Raw genomic sequence first — 18,588 nt, 5'->3', positions numbered from 1 at the left:
CCTTTAATACATTCTTTTGCATCAGGCAAGTGCAATGACGCTCCTATATTGCAGTACCTGAGAAGCAATCACTCATGAGGGCCTGAAAATGCGGGGCTTCCCAAGGCCCGACCCAAAGAAAAAAAATTGTCTGGCAGGCCACAGGGCAGGCCAAACAACCAGCAGCCGGCCAGAAAATGAAAGCGGGAAATCGTGCTTGTCGCAGCAGGGGGATGGGCAGAAAGGGATGGCTCAGGGCCGGAGCCGGGGCTGGCAAAGACAGGGTCCTGAACAGGGAGAAGGGCAGGACACACCATGCGCCCTGCCCCGACCATACGGCGTAACAGGTTGAAATCAGAGCGTCCTGGCAACCTGGGTCAGACCGTCATGGAGCGCCTGGCTGCGCTCGGCGCTCATCCGCACCGGCACCTGATAGGTGAGCGCCCGTTCCAGAATGGCAACGGTCTGCGGCAGGGCCTTGGGGTCATAGAGGTAGCGCCGCTTGCCGCCCACGCTGAAGGGCCAGTCGTTCGCAGCGGCCGTGTGCCCTTGCAAAAGATGCTCCCAGTTGGGATAGTAGTGCCAGGTATTTTCGCTCCAGCGGGTGGGCGCGACTCCGGCCGCCTTCAGGATGGCAGCGGCCCTGTCTGCCCGCGCCTTGTCCGGCAGCATGAAGGTAAAGAAGGTGGCGCTGTCACCGGAGGGATCCTGCATCTCGCGGAAGCCTACACCCGGAATGGCCTTGGCCGCCTCGCGCAGGGCCTCCTTGTTGGCCCGCTGCGCCGCAACAATGCCGTCCAGCTTGGCCAGTTGGGCCAGACCAATCGCGCCCTGCAGCTCCATCATGCGGAAGTTGAAGCCGATAAAGGGCCGTTTCTCGCCGCCGCGGCCGCCGGGATTGGGCAGATGGTCGTGGCCGTGGTCGTGATAGTTGTCCATGCGCTGCATGAGTGCGGAATCGTTGGTGATGCACATGCCGCCTTCGCCGGTGGTAATGGTCTTGACCGAATCCAGACTGAAGGTGCCGATGGCGCCGAAGGTGCCCAGATGCCGGCCGTTGAGCCGTGCACCCATGGATTGGGCCGTGTCTTCGATGACCGGAATGCCGTGCCTGTTCGCGATCGCCAGGATTTCCTCGATCTTCGCGGCAGCGCCCATCATGTGCACCGGGATGATGACCCTGGTTTGCGGCGTGATTTTCTTTTCCAGATCTGCCGGGTCCATGTTCAAGCTGGCGTCGATTTCCGTGAAGACCGGAATGGCGCCGCAGTCCAGAATCGCCTCCCAGGTGGCGACAAAGGTATAGCCCTGGGTAATGACCTCGTCCCCCGCGCCCACGCCCAGAGCCGCCAGCGCCACCTTCAGCGCCGCGGTGCCGGAGTTCACGGCCTGGGCATGGGCCGCGCCGGTGTAGCGGGCAAAGGCCTCCTCGAACTGACGGACCTTCCACTGTTCGCCCCGTTGCTCCTCGAAGCCGTAGCGGAAGAGCACGCCGCTCTCCAGCACCTGCATGACTTCCCGCTTTTCCTCTTCGCCAAAAACCTCGAATCCGGGCATGTGTGCACCTCAAATATGTTGCTGCGCCAGAAGCGCATTGTCAATGAGCCGGACCTTGCCGCCGATATAGACCGCGAGTGCAAGCCGGGTGCGCTCATTGGCCATGCTCGTCTCGTCCAGCGAATCGCTGTCCACAAGGCTGGCATAATCGATCTTGGTCTGCGGGAAGGAGTCGATATGCCGCGTGACCGCATCCAGAATCACGGCAGCCCGGCGTTCCCCGTCCGCATAGAGCCGTTGCGCCAGCCCGAGCGCCGAGGACAGGCTCAGCCCCGAGGCGCGGCCGGCCGCATCCAGATAGGCGTTTCTGGAACTCATGGCCAGGCCGTCCGCCTCACGCACAATGGGGCCGCCCAGGATGCTGACCGGCATGTTCATGTCCGCGACCATACGGCGGATGAGCACGAGCTGCTGAAAATCCTTTTCGCCGAAACAGGCCAGCTCCGGCTGCACGATGTGGAAGAGCTTGGACACCACCGTGGCCACACCCGCAAAATGTGTGGGCCGGGTTTTGCCCTCGAGCACCTGGGACAGCCCCTTGACCCGCACCTCGGTCTGAAAGCCTTCGGGATACATCAGATCCGGCGTGGGCGTGAAGGCCATGGTCACGCCGGCCTCTGCCAAAAGCTGCAGGTCATGGTCGAGATCACGCGGGTAGCGGGCCAGATCCTCATTCGGCCCGAACTGGGTCGGGTTCACGAAGATGCTCACCACCACGGTATCCGCGCGTTGGGCGGCCAGCCGCACCAGACTGAGGTGCCCCTCGTGCAGAAAGCCCATGGTCGGCACCAGAGCGATGACCGCGCCACTCCTGCGCCGGGCCAGGGCCCAGGCCTGCATTTCATCCGGCTTTTGCAGAATTTCCATCACCTGGCCTGCATCAATTCCATATGACTCATGATCATCTGCCGTCTCTGATCGACACCGCTCTCCTCAAGTGAAATCGCGGTGGCTTCCACAAATTTCTTGTACATGGCCAGGGCTTCCGCCTTTTTGCCCTGGGTCTCGTAAATGCGGCCCATGGCCAGGGCGGCGTCCGGCGCCCGGCCGGCAATGCCCTCAAGCCGTTTAAGATAGCCCAGGGCCGCGTCCCAATGTTTGCGGTTTTCTTCCAGACCGGCCAGCTTGCCCAGCACCAGCGGTTCCAGTTTGGAGTCACGCTTCAGCTTGTCCAGAACAGCCTGATAGCGGCTGACCGCCGCCTCGGTCTTGCCGGCCTGTTCGTCCAGCCGGGCCAGTTCCACCTCGGCCCAGAGCGCGGACGGCGTGGCGCCATAATCGGCCAGCAGCTTTTCCAACTGTTCCCGCTGGCCACTTTCGGCATGAAGGGCGGCATCCAGCGCCTCCGCGCCTTTTTTCAGCCGGTGTCCGCGGTAGCTGTCAATGCCTGCAAGCACCAGCACCAAGGCCAGTGCCAGACCGAAAATCGTCCAGAGCTGGCGCTGGTGGGCGCGAAGATAACGGATGACTTTGGGCGGCAGGTTGAACTCTTCCAGAAGCCCTGCCTCGTGATACAGCGGAGGTGGCTCCTGGGGCGTTCTGCCGGCGCTGTTGGGTTCTGCCATGGCAGCTCCTTGTTGGCAAAAATCACGGGCGGCCAGGAAAGGGCCGCCTCCAAAAGCTGTGTACTTTACTCTGGCATATGAAAAAAGCAATCACGCAATCACAACGGGCTGCCAGCGATCCGGGCCGCAAAGGTTCAGGCCCAGAAATAGCGAATGATATGGAAAAAGACCGGTGCGGCAAAGGCCAGGGAATCCACCCGGTCCAGCATGCCGCCGTGGCCCTGAATCATCGTGCCCCAGTCTTTGACCTTGTGATCACGCTTGATGGCCGAAAGCACAAAGCCGCCGCAAAAGCCCATGCAGGTGATGACCAGGGAGATGGCCAGACCCTGCCAGAAGTCGAAAGGCCCCAAAAAAGACAAAGCGCCGCCCAACAGTGTGGCCAGACCAATGCCGCCGACCAGCCCTTCCACGATTTTGGAGGGCGAAACACTGGGGGCGAGCCGGTGCCGGCCGCACAACTTGCCGCAGAGGTATTGCAGCACGTCGCTCCCCTCCACCACCACGACCAGAAAAACCACGAGCTGCATGTTCATGGCCGGGTCAGCCAGCCGCAGCATAAACAGCGCCGGAATGTGGGACAGGCAGTACACGCAGAGCATCAGCCCCCACTGCACGCGCGCCACCCGATCCAGAAAATGGGTCGTGTCACCGCAAAAGGCCGTTGGACAGGGCAGCACCAGAAAGGCATAGACCGGAATCAGGATGGTGTAGAGCCCGTACCAGTCGCAGAGAATCAGCCAGTACTGAAGCGGCAGAAAGATGAAAAAAGTCCACAGGAGCGCCCGGTAATCGGCCCGCCGGGAGGGCACGAGCGTCGCGAATTCCCGGAGCGCATTGAAGGAAACAAAGATGAACAGCAGGGTTATCCCCCATTTGCCCAGGGCCACGGCTGCGACGAAGACGATCTGCATGGCCCACCAGGCACGGTTGCGCGCCAGCAAATTATCCAGCCAGTCCGGCAGGGCCGCCCCTGCCGATGACCCGGCGCGCTGCAGGCAACGCCATTGCAAAAACCAGCCGGTCAGTGTGCTCACAACAAGATAGGCGAAGGCACCCAGAATAACGTACCACATGGCGTCAACGCTCATCGGGATGGGGCGGGGCCAGGGCCAGCAGCGCCGCTTCCGCCCGCGCGAGAAAAACCCGGCGGTCCTCGTCCGCCTGCACAGCGTGCAGGGGCTCGCCCATGATCAGGCTGCACAGCAGGGGCACCGGCAGCCACGCTCCCCCGCCCTTGGGCAGCATCCGGTTCAGATTTTCCAGCCAGACCGGGACGAGCGCCACATCGGGGTAGGCCCGGGCCAGGCGAAAAAGCCCGCTTTTGAAGGGCAGCAGGTGACCATCATCCTGCATGCTGCGGGTGCCTTCCGGAAAAAGAATCAGGCTGTCGCCCTGATCCAGGGCCGCATGAACGGGTGCGAGCGCCTGGGCGAGCCTGCCTTTGTCAAAGCGGCCGCCCCGATCGACCAGGACAGTGTCAAAAATGTTGTTGGCGAAAAAGCCGCGCAGGCCCCCGCTCCAGTAGTCACCGGCGGCCACGGGCCGGGTGCGGCGCCGGATGGCATCGGGCAGACAGGCCCAGATCACGAGTGCGTCCAGATGACTGGTGTGATTGGCGTAGTAAATGCTCTGCCGTCCCCCGGGCGGACAGCGGCAGAGGCAGCGGACCCCGGTCAGGAGACGGAGCAGCGAGGCCAGAAAAATTCTGGGCGGTGTGTACCAGCTTCTGCTGCGCATGCTGTTTCCCACAAAATTCCGGCCAGATCTTTAAGCAGGCAGATCCCTGCGGCGTGCGAGCGTTACGGAGAAGATGCCCCACTGGTCCACAAGACGGCAGATGGGCTCAAAACCGCTCACCTCCAGCAGTTGATCCATTTCCGCCTGGGAACGGCAGCGCATGACCCAGGGGCGGCCCGCCAGATGGCTCTGTAAAACCCGGGCGATATATTCCTGCTGGGGGTGCGTGGGCTGGTTGGTCAGCAAAAGATAGGCGCCCCCGGCCAGGGCTCCGGCCAGGCCCTCCAGAGCGGCGCGCAGCGGCGCATTTTCCGGGAAAAGTTCAAAGAGACCGGAGACAATGCCAATGGAACGCTTGGGCGTCAGATTGGCCAGCGCGCCCCGGTCAAAGGCATCGCCCTTTTCAAAATGCACCGTGTCTTCCAGCCCGCGCTCACGTATGAGCGCCTGACCGGCCGCCACATTGTCTTCGCTGAAATCGCGCAGCAGGACGTCCTGGGGCGCCACGGAAGCGGCCTTCAGGGCGTCCAGCACGTACCGGCCATGACCGGCCGCCACATCGATGACGGTCAAGGGCATGCCCTGTTCCTGCACCAGAGCAAGGGCCTTTTGCAGCAGCTCCTCCAGGTGGGCCTTACGCTGCCGGATACCCCGCCAGCCGATGGCGTCGAGGTAGAGCCGATCGACAAAAAGCCCGAAGGCATTGGTGCCGGCAGGCTGGTTTCGGTACACATAATCGAGGGTGCCGCCCGAATCGAAACCGGTCTCCCGCCCGATGCGCAAGCCCTCGGAAAAGTGGGCGCCAATGCGGATCAGCAGCCGTTGCAACTGCCAGTACATGCCGCGCAGCGAGCAGGCTGCCAAAGGCCTGGAAATCTGGTCCTGCACCCTGCGGCTGAATCCGTGCCGATCCGCATCCAGGAGACAGGGGCGTGCAGTCGGGCCGGCAAAGCAGCGCACAATGAAGTCGCGGCAGGCGGCGACAGAGTCCGCCCGGTCCCGCTCGCCCAGCGTGTCGTGAAAGGCTCCTGGCACATAAATCCGCGCCTTGTCGGCTGCCCCGAGCCGTTCATAGAAACGATGCTGCGCTTCGTGCCGCACCACGGCATCCCGCCCGGAAACAAGCAGCAGAGTGGGGCTGATGACAGCCGGCGCATTGTCCACCACCCGCTGCCCCATCTCCGCCAGCTCCAGCAGGGCCGTGGCCGCAATGGGGCGTTGGATGAGGGGATCGGCGGCAAAACTGCGCCGGCGCTCCGGATCGTGCGTCAACAGGCGGGCCTTGACATAGCTGTTCACGAAAAATTCGCCGCGCAGCCTGCGCCAAAGGCGCATGAGCGGCAGGGCGAAGGGCACGTACAGTCTTACGCTGAAGGCGGGCGAGGCCAGGATGAGACAGCGCAAATCCGGCGCATAGTCCAGCACCCAGGCACTGGCAATCACCGCGGCCATGCTCTGGGCGAGCACCACTGTCTGGTTATGGGCAAAGCCATAGACGTCCCGCAGGTGCCCATGAAAGCTGTCGGTATCGCGGATGCTGACATTCATGGACAGGGCCGGCCCGCTTGAAGCCCGGGTGCGGCCCAGGCCACGCTGGTCCCAGGCGAATATGGCGAAATCCGGCAGATTCAGCTCCTCCGCCAAATGGGCAATGCGGCCCGAATGCTCGTGACCGCGGTGCATGAGCACCACCGCCCCCCTGGGCCTCCCGGCAAGCGCCGGCCAGTAGCGGTAGAAGAACTGGCAGCCATCATGGGTGGTAAAAAATTTCTCCTGGCAGTGACGCATAAGTGTGCCCCGATGTTTATGGGTTCCGCTTTGCAGCCGCCTCTTTCATGCCGTGCCGGATACGGTTGCAGATGGTGAGACACAGCAGGGTATCCAGCACCGGAAAAACCAGCGCATACAGGCCGGACCGGGGCACAAAGACCAGCACCAGGGCCAGCAGCCCCAGCAGGGCTGCCCGGTCGCTCTTGCCCAGGGGGCCGTCGTAGCGGCGTGACGCGCCGGCCAGGGCGCCGAGAATGCCCGCTGTTTCGGCAAGCGCGGCCAGAAAAATGAAGAGCAGCACGGAGGGCGGCCAGAACTCCGGCAACTGCGCGAAGGGCAGGTACAGGAAGGCATCGGCGACAATGTCGGCCAGCTCGTTCAGATAGCAGCCGAACACGGTCTGCTGTCCGTATTCACGGGCCATCATGCCGTCCATGGCGTTCAGGGCCATCCGGAGAAAGAACCAGACAGGCAGGAGGACAAAAAGCCCGTGCCAGGGGAACAGGCAGAGCACCATGCCCACCGCGGCGGAGCCGGCCAGGGCGAAACAGGTGATCTGATTGGGCGTCACGCCCCGTTGCGCCAGCCGTTTCACCTGGGGCCGCAACAGCCACTGGAAAGCAGGTTTCAATTTGTAGATACTCACGGGGGCGTCAAAAACGGATAAACAGGGAGATGCCGGTCAGGGCAAGCAGCGGAACCGGCACCACAATGGCTGCATTATAAAATGGCCCGATGAAAAAGCAATCACGCAATCACAACGGGCCCGGGACAGGCAAAGCGGCGGCTGAGCAACATGCGGGGAAGGGCAATGCCTGTCAGGCTGCCGGCCGGCAGCCTGGCAGAGTGCATAACAAGCCTGCCCCAAAGGGGATGGGCAGGCCGCGGCCACATCGATTGACCCATGCCTGCGGCGTCAACGCAGCATCATTTGACCGCAAAGGCCAGGGAAGCGGCCGCTTTCAGGCACAGGTACAGGTTGAAGCAGAGAGCAAGCCGGCGCTTCGTTCAGCTCAGCCTGTTTTGAACGCCATAACCAGGTGGCGGCAAAGAAGAGCGGGCAGGCACTCAGCAACTGCCGGCCGGATACCACTCATGGCCCCCCAGCAGGTCAAAAATCCTGCCCTCAGCCCGCCACGAGTTTCCACAGCATGCGGGTGGCGACCACGTAGAGAAAGAGCGCGAAGACCCGCTTGAGTCTGGCCACCGGCAGGGCGTGGGCGATCCTGGCACCCAGAGGAGCGGTGCACACACTCGCCGCCACGATGCCCAAAAGCGCGGGCAGATAGATGTAGCCCAGGCTCCATTCGGGCCGGGCCGCGGCACTCCAGCCGTTGAACAGATAGCCCAGAGCGCCGGCCAGGGCAATCGGCAGGCCGATGGCCGCCGAGGTGCCAACCGCCCGGTGGGCCTCCACATTGCAGAAGAGCATGAAGGGCACGGAAAGCGTGCCGCCGCCAATGCCGACGAAGCTGGAGACCACGCCGATCAGGCCGCCCATGCCCAACATGCCGGACGGGCCCGGCAGCTCGCGGCTGGCCCTGGGCTTTTTGCCCAAAAGCATCTGGGTGGCGACCACGTACAGGAAAATGCAGAAGAAGACCTTGAGAAAGGTGGTGGACATTCTGGCAGCGACAAAGGTGCCCAGAAAGGTGCCCACGAGAATGCCCACGGTGATGCGCCTGACGATGCTCCAGTCCACCGCGCCGCGGCGGTGATGCGCCATGAAGCTCGAAACCGAGGTGAACATGATGCTGGCCAGCGAGGTGCCCAGCGCCATGTGCATGAGCACGCCGTTGTCAATGCCCTGCCGGGTAAAGCAGAACTCCAGCATGGGCACAATGACAATGCCGCCGCCCACGCCCAAAAGCCCGGCCAGCACCCCGGCAATCAGGCCCACTGCCAGATAGGTGAGAAAAACAAGCAACATGGCTGCCTCCATTGGTGGCTGCGGGCCGCTGCCCGCGAGAATCGGAAAAACATCCGCCCAAGACAGGGCCAGCCCCTGCAATCGGCTGGCACAGGGCCGGTCAATCAGGTATATGTAGCCTGACCCGGATGACTGCACAAAAAAGCAGGCTCCGGATTCTTGTTACCGCTGCCCCGGGTCTTCTGTCAACAGGCAGCCTGCATGTCCGGGTCTGGAAGCCGCCGTGCCGGATGCAAAGCGGCAATCCCGCCCTGCGGACAGACGGACACAGGGGCGGCAGCGACGGGCCGCCCTGTGGGCAGCGGCCGGGCGGTTGCCTCTCCTGCTGTACAGGTACGCAAAGCGCCCTCTTCCCTTTCCTCATTACAGGCATTTTTATGGGTATTGCCGCTGACATCGTTGTGTTGATTCTCACCGCCTTTTTCTGCGGACTCATCATGCAGCGGCTGAAGCAGCCGCTCATTCTGGGCTATATCCTGGCCGGCATTATCGTAGGCCCGTACACCGGCGGCTTTACGGTCAGCGACATCAAGGACATCCGGCTCCTGGCCGACATAGGCGTGGACCTTTTGCTGTTCGCGCTGGGTCTCGAGTTTTCCTACAAGACGCTCCTGCCGGTCAGGCTGGTGGCCTTTGTGGGCACGCCGCTGCAAATCGCGCTGACGATCGCCCTGGGCTCCGGCATCGGCAAGCTGTTGGGCTGGAGCACGGTGGCCTCGGTGTGGTTCGGGGCCATGATTTCGCTCTCCAGCACCATGGTGCTCCTGAAAACCCTGATGAATCAGGGCTGGATGGGCACCCTTTCCAGCAAAGTCATGATCGGCATGCTCATCGTCCAGGATCTGGCCGTGGTGCCCATGATGATCCTCCTGCCACTCCTGAACGACATCAGCGACCCGGCGGCCTGGCTGCCCGCGCTGGGCATGGCCCTGGGCAAAGCCGCCCTCTTTCTGGCCTGCATGTACTTTGTGGGCGCCAAGCTGCTGCCGGTGCTCCTCAAGCGGATCGCGGCGCTGGGCTCCCGCGAACTCTTTCTGCTCTCCGTGATTGCCATCGGCCTGGGCATCGGCTATGCAACCTACCTGTTCGGCCTCAGCTTTGCCTTCGGTTCCTTTATCGCGGGCATGGTGCTCACCGAATCCGACTACGGCCATCAGGCCCTTGCGGACGTCATCCCCCTGCGCGACCTGTTTGCCCTGCTCTTTTTCGCCTCGGTCGGCATGATGCTGGACCCGAAATTCTTACTCGCGCATCTGAAGGAGGTACTGCTCCTGGTGCTGTTGGTCACTGTGGGCAAGGCGTTCATCTTTTCCGTCATTGTGCGCATTTTTCATTACGGCAATGTCATTCCGATCGCCGTGGGACTGGGCCTCTTCCAGATCGGTGAATTTACCTTTGTCCTCGCGGGCGTTGGTCTCAAGAACCATGCCATCACCGAGGAGATCTACAGTCTGGTGCTGACCACCGCGGTGGTGACCATGCTGATTACGCCCTTGCTCTCCAACCAGACGAGCCGTCTCTACGCCCTCAAAAAGCGCTACAGGAAAGGCGAGGCGCTCCAGACCATCAACTTTACCAGCGACGAAATCGGCAATCATGTGCTGATTGCCGGCGGGGGCCGTGTGGGCATGCAGATGGCCCGCATCTTCCACAGACTCAATATTGCCTTTGTCATCATCGAGCTGGACCAGCGCCGGGTGGAAATGGCCAAGCAGGCAGGCTTCAACGTGATTTTCGGCGACACCAGTCAGGCTCTGGTGCTAGAGGCGGCGAACGCGGCCGGGGCGGTCCTGCTCGTGGTCACCGTTCCGGGCATTGTGGTGTCCCAGGCCACCATCGGCGCCGTGCGCCGCATGAATCCGCAGATCCGGGTGGTGGCGCGGCTCTCGGATACCGAGTTCCTCAAGGACTTTGCGCAGCAAAAGGTGAACAATCTGGTCTACCCGGAGTTTGAAGCAGGCCTGGAAATGACCCGCCAGGCGCTTTTGCAGTTGGGTCTGCCCGTGCAGGAGGTGCATCAGTACACCGAACCGCTCCGGCAGGAATTCTTCCGGCAGGGCGATCGGGGCGACCGCCTGATTCAGGAATACAGGACCCTGGCCCAACTGCGCACGGCCGAGCAGAGCTTTGATCTGGAATGGCAACCGCTGCGGCAGGGCAGCGAACTGGCCGGGCAGACCCTGGCCGAGGCCCAGATCCGCGCCCGTACCGGCGTTTCGGTGGTGGGTGTCTTGCGCGGAGGCCGCATGGCCAGCAATCCCGGCCCGGATTTCCGCCTGCAGGCGGGCGACATGGTGGCGGTGATCGGCTCCAGTCAGGCCCGGGCCGACTTTGCCGGCCTGATCGCGCAGCAGGCGGAGATGGAGGAGGAAAGGGAAGATCAGCAAACAGCGGCAGAAGCCGGCGCCTGAGGAATCGGCCCGGGGCGGCCCCGCTCCGGCAAAAAAAGGGCGGGCGCATCCCCTTGAGGAACGCGCCCGCCCTGTGGCTTACAAGATGGAGCCAGGCTTACAGAATCGGCTTCATGGCACTCATGTGCATGCGCAGTTCCGCGCCGATATACTCGACATCGCTGCTGCGGATGGCCTCGTTGACCGCAATCAGTTCCAGATTGTCCACGCCGTTGTCATCGCTGTCCAGCCCTTCTCCGATGGCCTGGGTGTCAAGGCCGACCATGAACTCGTGCAGCATGGGCACGGCAGCCCGGGCAAAGAGATAGCAACCGTATTCGGCCGTGTCGGAGATGACGACGTTCATCTCGTAGAGCTTCTTGCGGGCGATCAGATTGGCGATGAGCGGCACCTCGTGCAGGCTCTCGTAGTAGGCGGATTCCATCTTGATGCCGGCGGCCACCATGGTGTCAAAGGCCAGCTCCACGCCGGCCTTGATGAAGGCCACCATCAGGATGCCGTTGTCAAAGTATTCCTGCTCGGAGATGTCCTCATCGGCAGAGCTCGCCTTTTCAAAGGCCGTGGCCTGGGTCTCGGCCCGCCAGGCGAGCAGGTCCCTGTCGCCGTTTTTCCAGTCCGCCATCATGGTGCTGGAGAACTTGCCGGACATGATGTCGTCCATGTGCTTTTCGAAAAGCGGGGTGAGGATGTCCCGAATCTGCTCCGCCAGATCGAAAGCCATGATCTTGGCCGGATTGGCAAGACGGTCCATCATGTTGGTGATGCCGCCGTGCTTCAGGGCCTCGGAGATCACTTCCCAGCCCTTCTGTACGAGCTGGGAGGCATAGCCCTCCTCGACACCTTCCTGCACCATTTTGTCGTAGCAGAGCAGGGAAGCGGCCTGCAGCAGGCCGCAGAGAATGGTCTGCTCGCCCATGAGATCGCTTTTGACCTCGGCCACGAAAGAGGATTCCAGCACCCCCGCCTTGTCCGCACCCAGACCGCAGGCATAGGCCTTGGCAAGATCCATGCCCTCGCCGTTCGGGTCGTTCTCGCGGTGTACGGCGATCAGGGAGGGCACGCCAAAGCCGCGCTTGTACTCCTCCCGCACCTCGGTGCCCGGCCCTTTGGGCGCCACCATGATGACCGTGATGTCCGGCCGGATTGCCATGCCTTCCTCAACGATGTTGAAGCCGTGGGAATAGGCCAGGCAGGCGCCTTTTTTGATGAGCGGCATGATGGCGGCAACAATCTTGGAGTGCTGCTTGTCCGGAGTCAGGTTGACGATCAGATCGGCGGTCGGAATCATTTCCTCATAGGTGCCGACCCTGAAGCCGTTGTCCGTCGCGTTTTTCCAGGACTGGCGCTTGGTTTTGATGGCCTCTTCTCTCAGGGCATAGGCAACATCCAGACCGGAGTCGCGCAGGTTAAGCCCCTGATGCAGACCCTGGGCGCCGCAGCCGACGATAACGATCTTTTTGCCCTGCAGTTTGCCCACGCCGTCAAACTCATCGGCATGCATGAAACGGCACTGGCCCAGTTGTTCCAGTTGCAGACGCAGCGGCAGGGTGTTGAAATAGTTCTGTCCCATGAGAAAGCTCCATAGATGAATGAGGCAAGGGCAAGGTGGCTGCCCGTTTGCAGGCACCGCCCCGACGATGTGCGAGGTCTGGCGGCCGGTCATCCCGGCACTTGTGCACAGAAGAGCGAAAACATACCACAGGTTCCGCAGTTTGGCCGCTTTTTTCTTGCCATTGCAGGAAGGCACTGGCTATGTTGCGCTGCGGTCCGCGTGCCGGACTGCGCAGCCCTTCTTCCCAAGGATCCGCCATGAAAACAAATGATGCCATGCAGCTTGCGGCCGTGCAGACACCCCGGTGTCAGGCGCCCCCCCTGCCCCGGCTGCCGGAGCGCAGCGCCGCCGAAAGCGCCCGGCTGAAGGCGCATGTCAGGGATCTGCTGCGCCGGCAGAACGCGGTGTTGGTGGCCCACTACTACACCGAAGCCGCCCTGCAGGATCTGGCGGAAGAAAGCGGCGGCTGCGTGGCGGATTCGCTGGAAATGGCCCGTTTCGGCATGGAGCATCCGGCCGGCACCCTGGTGGTTGCCGGGGTACGCTTCATGGGCGAAACCTCCAAGATCCTGAACAACGAAAAACGGGTGTTAATGCCCGATCTGGAGGCCACCTGCTCACTCGACGAAAGCTGCCCCGGGGAACTTTTTGCCCGCTTCTGCGACGAACACCCGGAATACACGGTGGTGGTCTATGCCAATACCAGCGCGGCGGTCAAGGCGAGGGCCGACTGGGTGGTGACCTCCGGCATTGCCCTGCCCATTGTGCGGCATCTGGCCGAAAAGGGCGAGAAGATTCTCTGGGCGCCGGACCGCCATCTGGGCAGTTATGTCCAGCAGGAGACCGGCGCCGATGTCTTGCTCTGGCCCGGCTCCTGCGTGGTGCACGAAAGCTTTCAAGCCGATGCCCTGGCCGAGATGAAGCGGCGTCATCCGGAGGCGGCGGTTCTGGTGCATCCGGAATCACCCCGGGATGTGGCGGCGCTGGCGGATGTGGTCGGGTCCACCACCGCCATGATCAAGGCCGTGCAACAACTGCCGAACCAGGAGTTTATCGTGGCCACGGAGCGTGGCATCTTCAACAAAATGAGCCAGCAGGCGCCGGAGAAAATCCTGATTTCCGCACCCACCCGGGGGGATGAGGGCATTGCCCAAGACGACAAGACCCGTTGCGTATGGATGGCCATGAATACCCTGGAAAAGGTGGCGGCTGTGCTGGAAAACGGAGCGAATGAAATTCAGGTGGCGCCGGATATGGCGGCCCGGGCCCGGGTGCCCATCCAGCGGATGCTGGATTTTGCCGCGGAAATGCGGAAGAAAACGATGGCCAGGCAGCGCTGAGCAGCGCCGCGGTTTTTTACCGTCAACAGGGGCACTTCGCCACAGGCGAAGCGCCTTTTTTCTGTCAATTTCGTCAATTTCCATCAGGAGAACAAGCATGGCAACCAAAAGCGGGGGTCGCTTCACCGGCCAACTGGGCTTTGTGCTGGCCGCAGCGGGCAGCGCCGTCGGACTGGGCAATATCTGGCGTTTTCCATATCTTGCGGCCAAGGACGGGGGCGGGCTCTTTCTGGTCATTTACCTGTTCCTGCTGGTGACCTTCGGCTTCACGATGCTGGCTGCCGAACTGAGCATTGGCCGCAAAACCAGGCAAAGTCCGGTCAAGGCCTACGCCATAGTGCGGCCCGGCTGGGGTTTTCTGGGCGTTTTGACCTTTCTCGTGCCTGCCATCATCATGACCTACTATTCGGTCATTGGCGGCTGGATTCTGAAATACATCACGGTTTACCTGAGCGGCGCCGGGCAGGCCGCGGCGGATTCCAAGTTTTTCGGCGCCTTTATCACCGCCGACAGCGCCCCCCTGATTTTCAACCTGATCTTTCTGGGCCTGACCGCCCTGATTGTGTACAAGGGCGTGGAAAAGGGCATCGAGAAGTCTTCGGTCTTCATCATGCCGGTTTTGCTCCTGGTGGTGGTAGGCATTTCACTCTTCTCGCTGACCCTCAGCCATACCGATGCCGGCGGCGTCACCCGCACCGGCCTGCAGGGGCTGAAAGTCTACCTGATTCCCAACCTCCAGGGCCTCACCTTCAGCTCCTTCCTGCAAATTCTTCTGGACGCCATGATGCAGCTCTTCTTCTCCATGAGCATCGCCATGGGTATCATGATTACCTACGGTTCCTACGTCAGGGGCCAGGTGAACATGAATCACTCCATTGCCCAGATCGGCCTTTTCGACACCGGCGTGTCGGTGCTGGCCGGGCTCATGATCATTCCGGCCATCTTTGTGTATGCGGGCATGGAAGGCATGGCCTCCGGCCCGGGCCTGATGTTCGTTTCTCTGCCCAAGGTGTTCAATGCCATGGGCAGTATCGGCGTCTTCATCGGCCTGATCTTTTTCCTCATGGCCGCCTTTGCCGCGCTGACCTCCTGCGTGTCCGTGCTGGAGACCCTGACCGCCACCTGCATGGAGATCCTGGGCTCGTCCCGGAAGAAAACGACCCTGATTCTCACGGCCCTGTACGCGGTGGCCTCCACCGTCATCTGTATGGGCTACAACCGTTTTTACGTGGAACTGCCGCTGCCGAACGGGTCCAAGGCGCAGTTGCTCGATCTGATGGACTATATCAGCACCGGCGTGCTCATGCCCCTGGTGGCGCTGCTCTCGGCCGTGCTGATTGGCTGGCTGGTGAAACCCCGGTGGGTGATTGAAGAAATGGAGCGCAACGGCGAGCGCTTCGGACAGAAAAAGATCTTCGCCTTCATGATTCGCTACCTGTGTCCGCCGATCATGGTGGTGCTGTTCGTGAAGGCAACCGGTCTGCTGTGAAAGCCCCTTGCCGGAAAAGCGGGCAGGCAGGCGCCTGAACGGGGCAGGCGCTGCATTTCGTTCCTGAAAGGGAAATCCCCGTTGCCGCCCTTGCGCTACGGCTCCGGGCTGCGGGGGCCAGACCGGCCTTGCCGGATCCGTCAGTCGAAGCCGCCCCGTGGCAGCCCAAGATCCGGAACAAAGCCAGGCCATTGCCCTGCCAAAAGCAGGGCAATGGCGTTTTGGCGCGCAGGCAATGCACCCCTTTAGCGTGCCAGGTCTCCCGCCACGGGAAGCGGCAGGCCCAGCCTTCCTCCTTGCCAGACTTGCCCCGGCTGGTGTACAAAAGAAGCTCTCTTGCATGATGCGGCCCTCAGCCGGGCCGCCTTTCTTTTTGCTCCTCATCCGAACCACAACACCTCAACACAATACAGAAAATATGGGTTTCCAGTGCGGTATCGTCGGCCTGCCCAATGTGGGCAAGTCCACCATCTTCAATGCCCTGACCTCAGCGGCCATTCAGGCGGAAAACTATCCCTTCTGCACCATCGAGCCGAACATCGGCATCGTGCCGGTGCCGGACGAGCGCCTGGACAGGCTGGCCAACCTGGTACACACCCGAAACAAGGTGCCAACACAGATGGAGTTCGTGGACATCGCCGGTCTGGTCAGGGGGGCGAGCAGGGGCGAAGGTCTGGGCAACCAGTTTCTGGGCCATATCCGGCAGGTGGATGCCATCATCCACGTGGTGCGCTGTTTTGAGAACGACAACATCGTGCACGTGGACGGCAGCGTCGATCCGCTGCGCGATGTGTCGGTCATCAACACCGAGTTGATTCTGGCGGACATGGAAAGCGTGGACAAACGCCTGGCGCGCACGAAAAATCAGGCCAAATCCGGCAACAGGACGCTGATCGCCGAACTGGCCATGCTGGAACGGCTGCAGGCGCATCTGGGCGCAGGCGAGCCGGCCCGGACTTTTGTCTGCAAGGACGAGCAGCACCAGGGGGTAATGAGGGAATTATGCCTGCTCAGCGCCAAACCGGTGCTTTATGTGGCCAATGTGAGCGAGGACGAACTCGCCGGTGGCAATGCGCACGTGGCCGCGCTGGAAAGGGTCGCTACAGGCGAAAAGGCGGAGCTGGTGCGCATTGCGGGCGCGATCGAGCAGGAGATTGCCCAACTGGCCCCGGAAGAGCAAAAGGAATATCTGGCCGAACTGCAGATGGCGGAACCCGGCCTGCACCGGCTCATCAGGGCCGGCTACCGGCTTTTGGAGCTCATCACCTTTTTCACGGTAGGCGAAAAGGAAACCAAGGCCTGGACCATCAGCCAGGGCATCAAGGCGCCGGGTGCGGCCGGCAAGATCCATAGCGACTTTGAACGCGGCTTCATCCGCGCCGAGGTTATCGCCTACAAGGACTACATGGCCTGCGGCTCCGAGGCTGCGGCCAGAGACAAGGGCCTGATGCGCTCCGAGGGCAAGGACTACGAGGTCAAGGACGGCGACTGCATCCTCTTCCGCTTCAACGTTTGAGGCCTGCTGCTGGATTCCGTAACAGGCAAAGAAAGCCGGTATTTCAATAAGTGGGGAAAGATGTATGAGTGGACAGGGTTTCATTGAGCGGGGCAAAGCGACATCATGGCTCATTGTGGCGACCTTTCTCACTATTTTCATCGTCGGTATTGGCACCTATGAAGACTATGACATCTTTGGTGATGCCGCGGTGGAACGGATCAGCGGCTTCATCACCTACGAATACATAAACGACCTGCTCTTTCATCGGGAAGTTCCGGTGATCTCGGCCAGAAATCTGCCTGAGCTTCCAGAATGGCGTGACAGACAATACGGGATGTTTTTTCAACTACCCATTATTTTTATTGAGGATCTGAAAGGATTTAAGACATCATTTTATAAATCTTTGATAAATAGACATTTATATTGCTTTATAATATATTTTATCGCTTTGATTTGTTTTTATTTTACCTTAAAAGAAATTCTAGCAAACAAATTAATTGCCCTGGCAGGCGTATTGATGGAGCATCTGCATTATAATTTATATGCTCAATCAATCACCAATATTAAAGATGGCTTGTTTGTTTCAATCTATATTATTGCCTGTTTTTTCATGATAAAATTAATGAAAAACAGAGAAAATAACATATATTTATTACTCTTTGCCTTGTTTACCGCACTGGCAACAACAATTCGTTTTTACGGGGTTATTTTAATACCAACATATATTACATATGCAATAGTTGAAGATATAGTATTTTTAAAATCAAATAATGATATTAAATCATGGTTGAATCCTCGCTTAAAGAGGGGATTAACGACAAATTTTTCTCTCGTCTGGTTAATTATAATTTTTTGTGCAATTTATTATATTGTTATGCCGGTTTATTGGTTAAATCCTGGCGAAACCCTGCTCTACACTATCAACAGCGCCCTCAATTTTCCCAACTGGAATGACACCATGGAATTCATGGGAAAAGTAGGTAAATGGGAAGACATGCCCTGGTATTACCTCCCCGTGTATATGCTGTTGACAATTCCCGTTTATACCATTATTGCCTTTCTCATTGGTACGATATTAATTATATTCAACACCTTTAAAGGAAGAAAATTTGAGAATTTTGTCAGATATCGATTTCTCTGGGTTTATATGGGTTTGTTTTTTATCCTTTTTATATTTCAAATAGTATTTCATATAAAGATATATGGTAGATGGCGACACATGTATATTCTGTATCCGGCATTTGTCGTAATTGCTGCAGCCGGCATACAGATGCTGCAAGAGATTGTCGCAAACTCAAAAGTTGCACAAAAATCAAAGTATATTTTATTTATTATACCGCTTCTCATGTCCCTTGGATTCCTGGGAAGTATTGCCAGAATGATCAAGAATCATCCCTACGAACAGGCCATGTACAATATCATTGGCATGAAATATGGTGCTGAGAATAATCGTGCCGGTCATGGTCGCAAGGAAATATACAGTTATATGCTGAAACATGACAACAGCGAAAAACTGAAGGTCAAGTTTGAACCTGTTGGCTTGGTATCTTTGAACTCAAAAGCACTCAAACGGATCACTTGGGTTATCAATGATTATGATTATTTATTTGTAGATTATAGGAATATTATAGGCAACACTTATCAAGTGCCTGGTTATTCCGAGATCTATACCCTATGGCAGGATGGCTACAAGCTCGCATCCCTCTATAAGAAGAATCCCTAGTAATATAGTTGTATTTTTTATCCACAGGAACCGC

At 59.6% G+C, this 18,588-nt stretch carries 14 protein-coding genes; 5 read left to right on the top strand and 9 right to left on the bottom strand.

The window, feature by feature from the left end; all coding sequences use genetic code 11:
- Window positions 1-333 precede the first annotated feature (333 nt).
- The 8 genes from CAY53_RS03860 to CAY53_RS03825 form a co-directional block, all read right to left on the bottom strand.
- On the bottom strand, window positions 334-1,536 hold the full coding sequence (locus CAY53_RS03860; protein WP_104936017.1) for a DegT/DnrJ/EryC1/StrS family aminotransferase: 1,203 nt from the start codon (window positions 1,534-1,536) through the stop codon (window positions 334-336).
- Between the two features lie 9 nt (window positions 1,537-1,545).
- Window positions 1,546-2,403 (bottom strand): pantoate--beta-alanine ligase, encoded by an 858-nt coding sequence (gene panC / locus CAY53_RS03855; protein WP_104936016.1) that lies wholly within the window; start codon window positions 2,401-2,403, stop codon window positions 1,546-1,548.
- A complete protein-coding gene (locus CAY53_RS03850) occupies window positions 2,403-3,101 on the bottom strand; it encodes a tetratricopeptide repeat protein (RefSeq protein ID WP_104936015.1) in 699 nt (232 codons plus the stop codon). The genes panC and CAY53_RS03850 overlap by 1 nt, the downstream gene beginning before the upstream one ends.
- Window positions 3,102-3,235: 134 nt before the next feature.
- Complete coding sequence (locus CAY53_RS03845; RefSeq protein ID WP_104937424.1) at window positions 3,236-4,177, bottom strand: phosphatidate cytidylyltransferase; 942 nt, start codon at window positions 4,175-4,177, stop codon at window positions 3,236-3,238.
- A gap of 4 nt (window positions 4,178-4,181) precedes the next feature.
- Complete coding sequence (locus tag CAY53_RS03840; protein ID WP_104936014.1) at window positions 4,182-4,841, bottom strand: lysophospholipid acyltransferase family protein; 660 nt, start codon at window positions 4,839-4,841, stop codon at window positions 4,182-4,184.
- 30 nt (window positions 4,842-4,871) lie between these two features.
- Window positions 4,872-6,629, bottom strand: a complete 1,758-nt coding sequence (locus tag CAY53_RS03835) for a bifunctional alpha/beta hydrolase/class I SAM-dependent methyltransferase (protein ID WP_104936013.1) — start codon at window positions 6,627-6,629, stop codon at window positions 4,872-4,874.
- 16 nt (window positions 6,630-6,645) lie between these two features.
- On the bottom strand, window positions 6,646-7,257 hold the full coding sequence (locus CAY53_RS03830) for a CDP-alcohol phosphatidyltransferase family protein (RefSeq protein WP_104936012.1): 612 nt from the start codon (window positions 7,255-7,257) through the stop codon (window positions 6,646-6,648).
- Between the two features lie 480 nt (window positions 7,258-7,737).
- Window positions 7,738-8,541 carry a sulfite exporter TauE/SafE family protein gene (locus tag CAY53_RS03825; RefSeq protein ID WP_104937423.1) on the bottom strand — a complete coding sequence of 268 codons (804 nt, stop codon included), beginning with the start codon at window positions 8,539-8,541 and terminating at the stop codon, window positions 7,738-7,740.
- A 377-nt stretch (window positions 8,542-8,918) separates the two neighbouring features.
- On the opposite strand from CAY53_RS03825, the gene CAY53_RS03820 reads away from it, so the two are divergent.
- The gene (locus tag CAY53_RS03820; protein WP_104937422.1) at window positions 8,919-10,952 is read left to right on the top strand and encodes a monovalent cation:proton antiporter family protein; all 2,034 of its coding nucleotides are present in this window, start codon (window positions 8,919-8,921) and stop codon (window positions 10,950-10,952) included.
- 97 nt (window positions 10,953-11,049) lie between these two features.
- Here the strand turns inward: CAY53_RS03820 and ilvC are convergent, their stop codons facing one another.
- A complete protein-coding gene (gene ilvC, locus CAY53_RS03815) occupies window positions 11,050-12,522 on the bottom strand; it encodes a ketol-acid reductoisomerase (RefSeq protein WP_104936011.1) in 1,473 nt (490 codons plus the stop codon).
- A 239-nt stretch (window positions 12,523-12,761) separates the two neighbouring features.
- On the opposite strand from ilvC, the gene nadA reads away from it, so the two are divergent.
- The 4 genes from nadA (at window position 12,762) to CAY53_RS03795 (ending at window position 18,554) form a co-directional block, all read left to right on the top strand.
- Entirely contained in the window at window positions 12,762-13,844 is a 1,083-nt protein-coding gene (gene nadA, locus CAY53_RS03810) for a quinolinate synthase NadA (protein ID WP_104936010.1), read from the top strand.
- A gap of 97 nt (window positions 13,845-13,941) precedes the next feature.
- Window positions 13,942-15,333: a sodium-dependent transporter gene (locus tag CAY53_RS03805; protein WP_104936009.1), complete on the top strand. Its 1,392-nt coding sequence runs from the start codon at window positions 13,942-13,944 to the stop codon at window positions 15,331-15,333.
- 418 nt (window positions 15,334-15,751) lie between these two features.
- Window positions 15,752-16,849: a redox-regulated ATPase YchF gene (ychF, locus tag CAY53_RS03800; RefSeq protein WP_181040413.1), complete on the top strand. Its 1,098-nt coding sequence runs from the start codon at window positions 15,752-15,754 to the stop codon at window positions 16,847-16,849.
- A 64-nt stretch (window positions 16,850-16,913) separates the two neighbouring features.
- Window positions 16,914-18,554, top strand: coding sequence for a glycosyltransferase family 39 protein (locus CAY53_RS03795; protein WP_104936007.1), 1,641 nt, complete (start codon window positions 16,914-16,916; stop codon window positions 18,552-18,554).
- The last annotated feature ends 34 nt before the right edge of the window (window positions 18,555-18,588 follow it).

Origin of the sequence: Desulfobulbus oralis (assembly GCF_002952055.1) — a bacterium.
Classification (GTDB): Bacteria; Desulfobacterota; Desulfobulbia; order Desulfobulbales; family Desulfobulbaceae; genus Desulfobulbus; species Desulfobulbus oralis.
The sequence above is the reverse complement of the archived record's forward strand: the minus strand, read 5'-3'. Positions and strand labels throughout refer to the sequence as shown.

Excerpts from the sequence above, each read along its gene's own strand:
- CAY53_RS03860 (WP_104936017.1), bottom strand. The coding sequence starts at position 1,536 with ATGCCCGGATTCGAGGTTTTTGGCGAAGAGGAAAAGCGGGAAGTCATG.
- ilvC (WP_104936011.1), bottom strand. The coding sequence starts at position 12,522 with ATGGGACAGAACTATTTCAACACCCTGCCGCTGCGTCTGCAACTGGAA.
- CAY53_RS03795 (WP_104936007.1), top strand. The coding sequence starts at position 16,914 with ATGAGTGGACAGGGTTTCATTGAGCGGGGCAAAGCGACATCATGGCTC.
- CAY53_RS03840 (WP_104936014.1), bottom strand. The coding sequence starts at position 4,841 with ATGCGCAGCAGAAGCTGGTACACACCGCCCAGAATTTTTCTGGCCTCG.
- CAY53_RS03850 (WP_104936015.1), bottom strand. The coding sequence starts at position 3,101 with ATGGCAGAACCCAACAGCGCCGGCAGAACGCCCCAGGAGCCACCTCCG.
- CAY53_RS03825 (WP_104937423.1), bottom strand. The coding sequence starts at position 8,541 with ATGTTGCTTGTTTTTCTCACCTATCTGGCAGTGGGCCTGATTGCCGGG.
- CAY53_RS03820 (WP_104937422.1), top strand. The coding sequence starts at position 8,919 with ATGGGTATTGCCGCTGACATCGTTGTGTTGATTCTCACCGCCTTTTTC.
- CAY53_RS03845 (WP_104937424.1), bottom strand. The coding sequence starts at position 4,177 with ATGTGGTACGTTATTCTGGGTGCCTTCGCCTATCTTGTTGTGAGCACA.
- CAY53_RS03805 (WP_104936009.1), top strand. The coding sequence starts at position 13,942 with ATGGCAACCAAAAGCGGGGGTCGCTTCACCGGCCAACTGGGCTTTGTG.
- panC (WP_104936016.1), bottom strand. The coding sequence starts at position 2,403 with ATGGAAATTCTGCAAAAGCCGGATGAAATGCAGGCCTGGGCCCTGGCC.
- ychF (WP_181040413.1), top strand. The coding sequence starts at position 15,752 with ATGGGTTTCCAGTGCGGTATCGTCGGCCTGCCCAATGTGGGCAAGTCC.
- CAY53_RS03835 (WP_104936013.1), bottom strand. The coding sequence starts at position 6,629 with ATGCGTCACTGCCAGGAGAAATTTTTTACCACCCATGATGGCTGCCAG.
- nadA (WP_104936010.1), top strand. The coding sequence starts at position 12,762 with ATGAAAACAAATGATGCCATGCAGCTTGCGGCCGTGCAGACACCCCGG.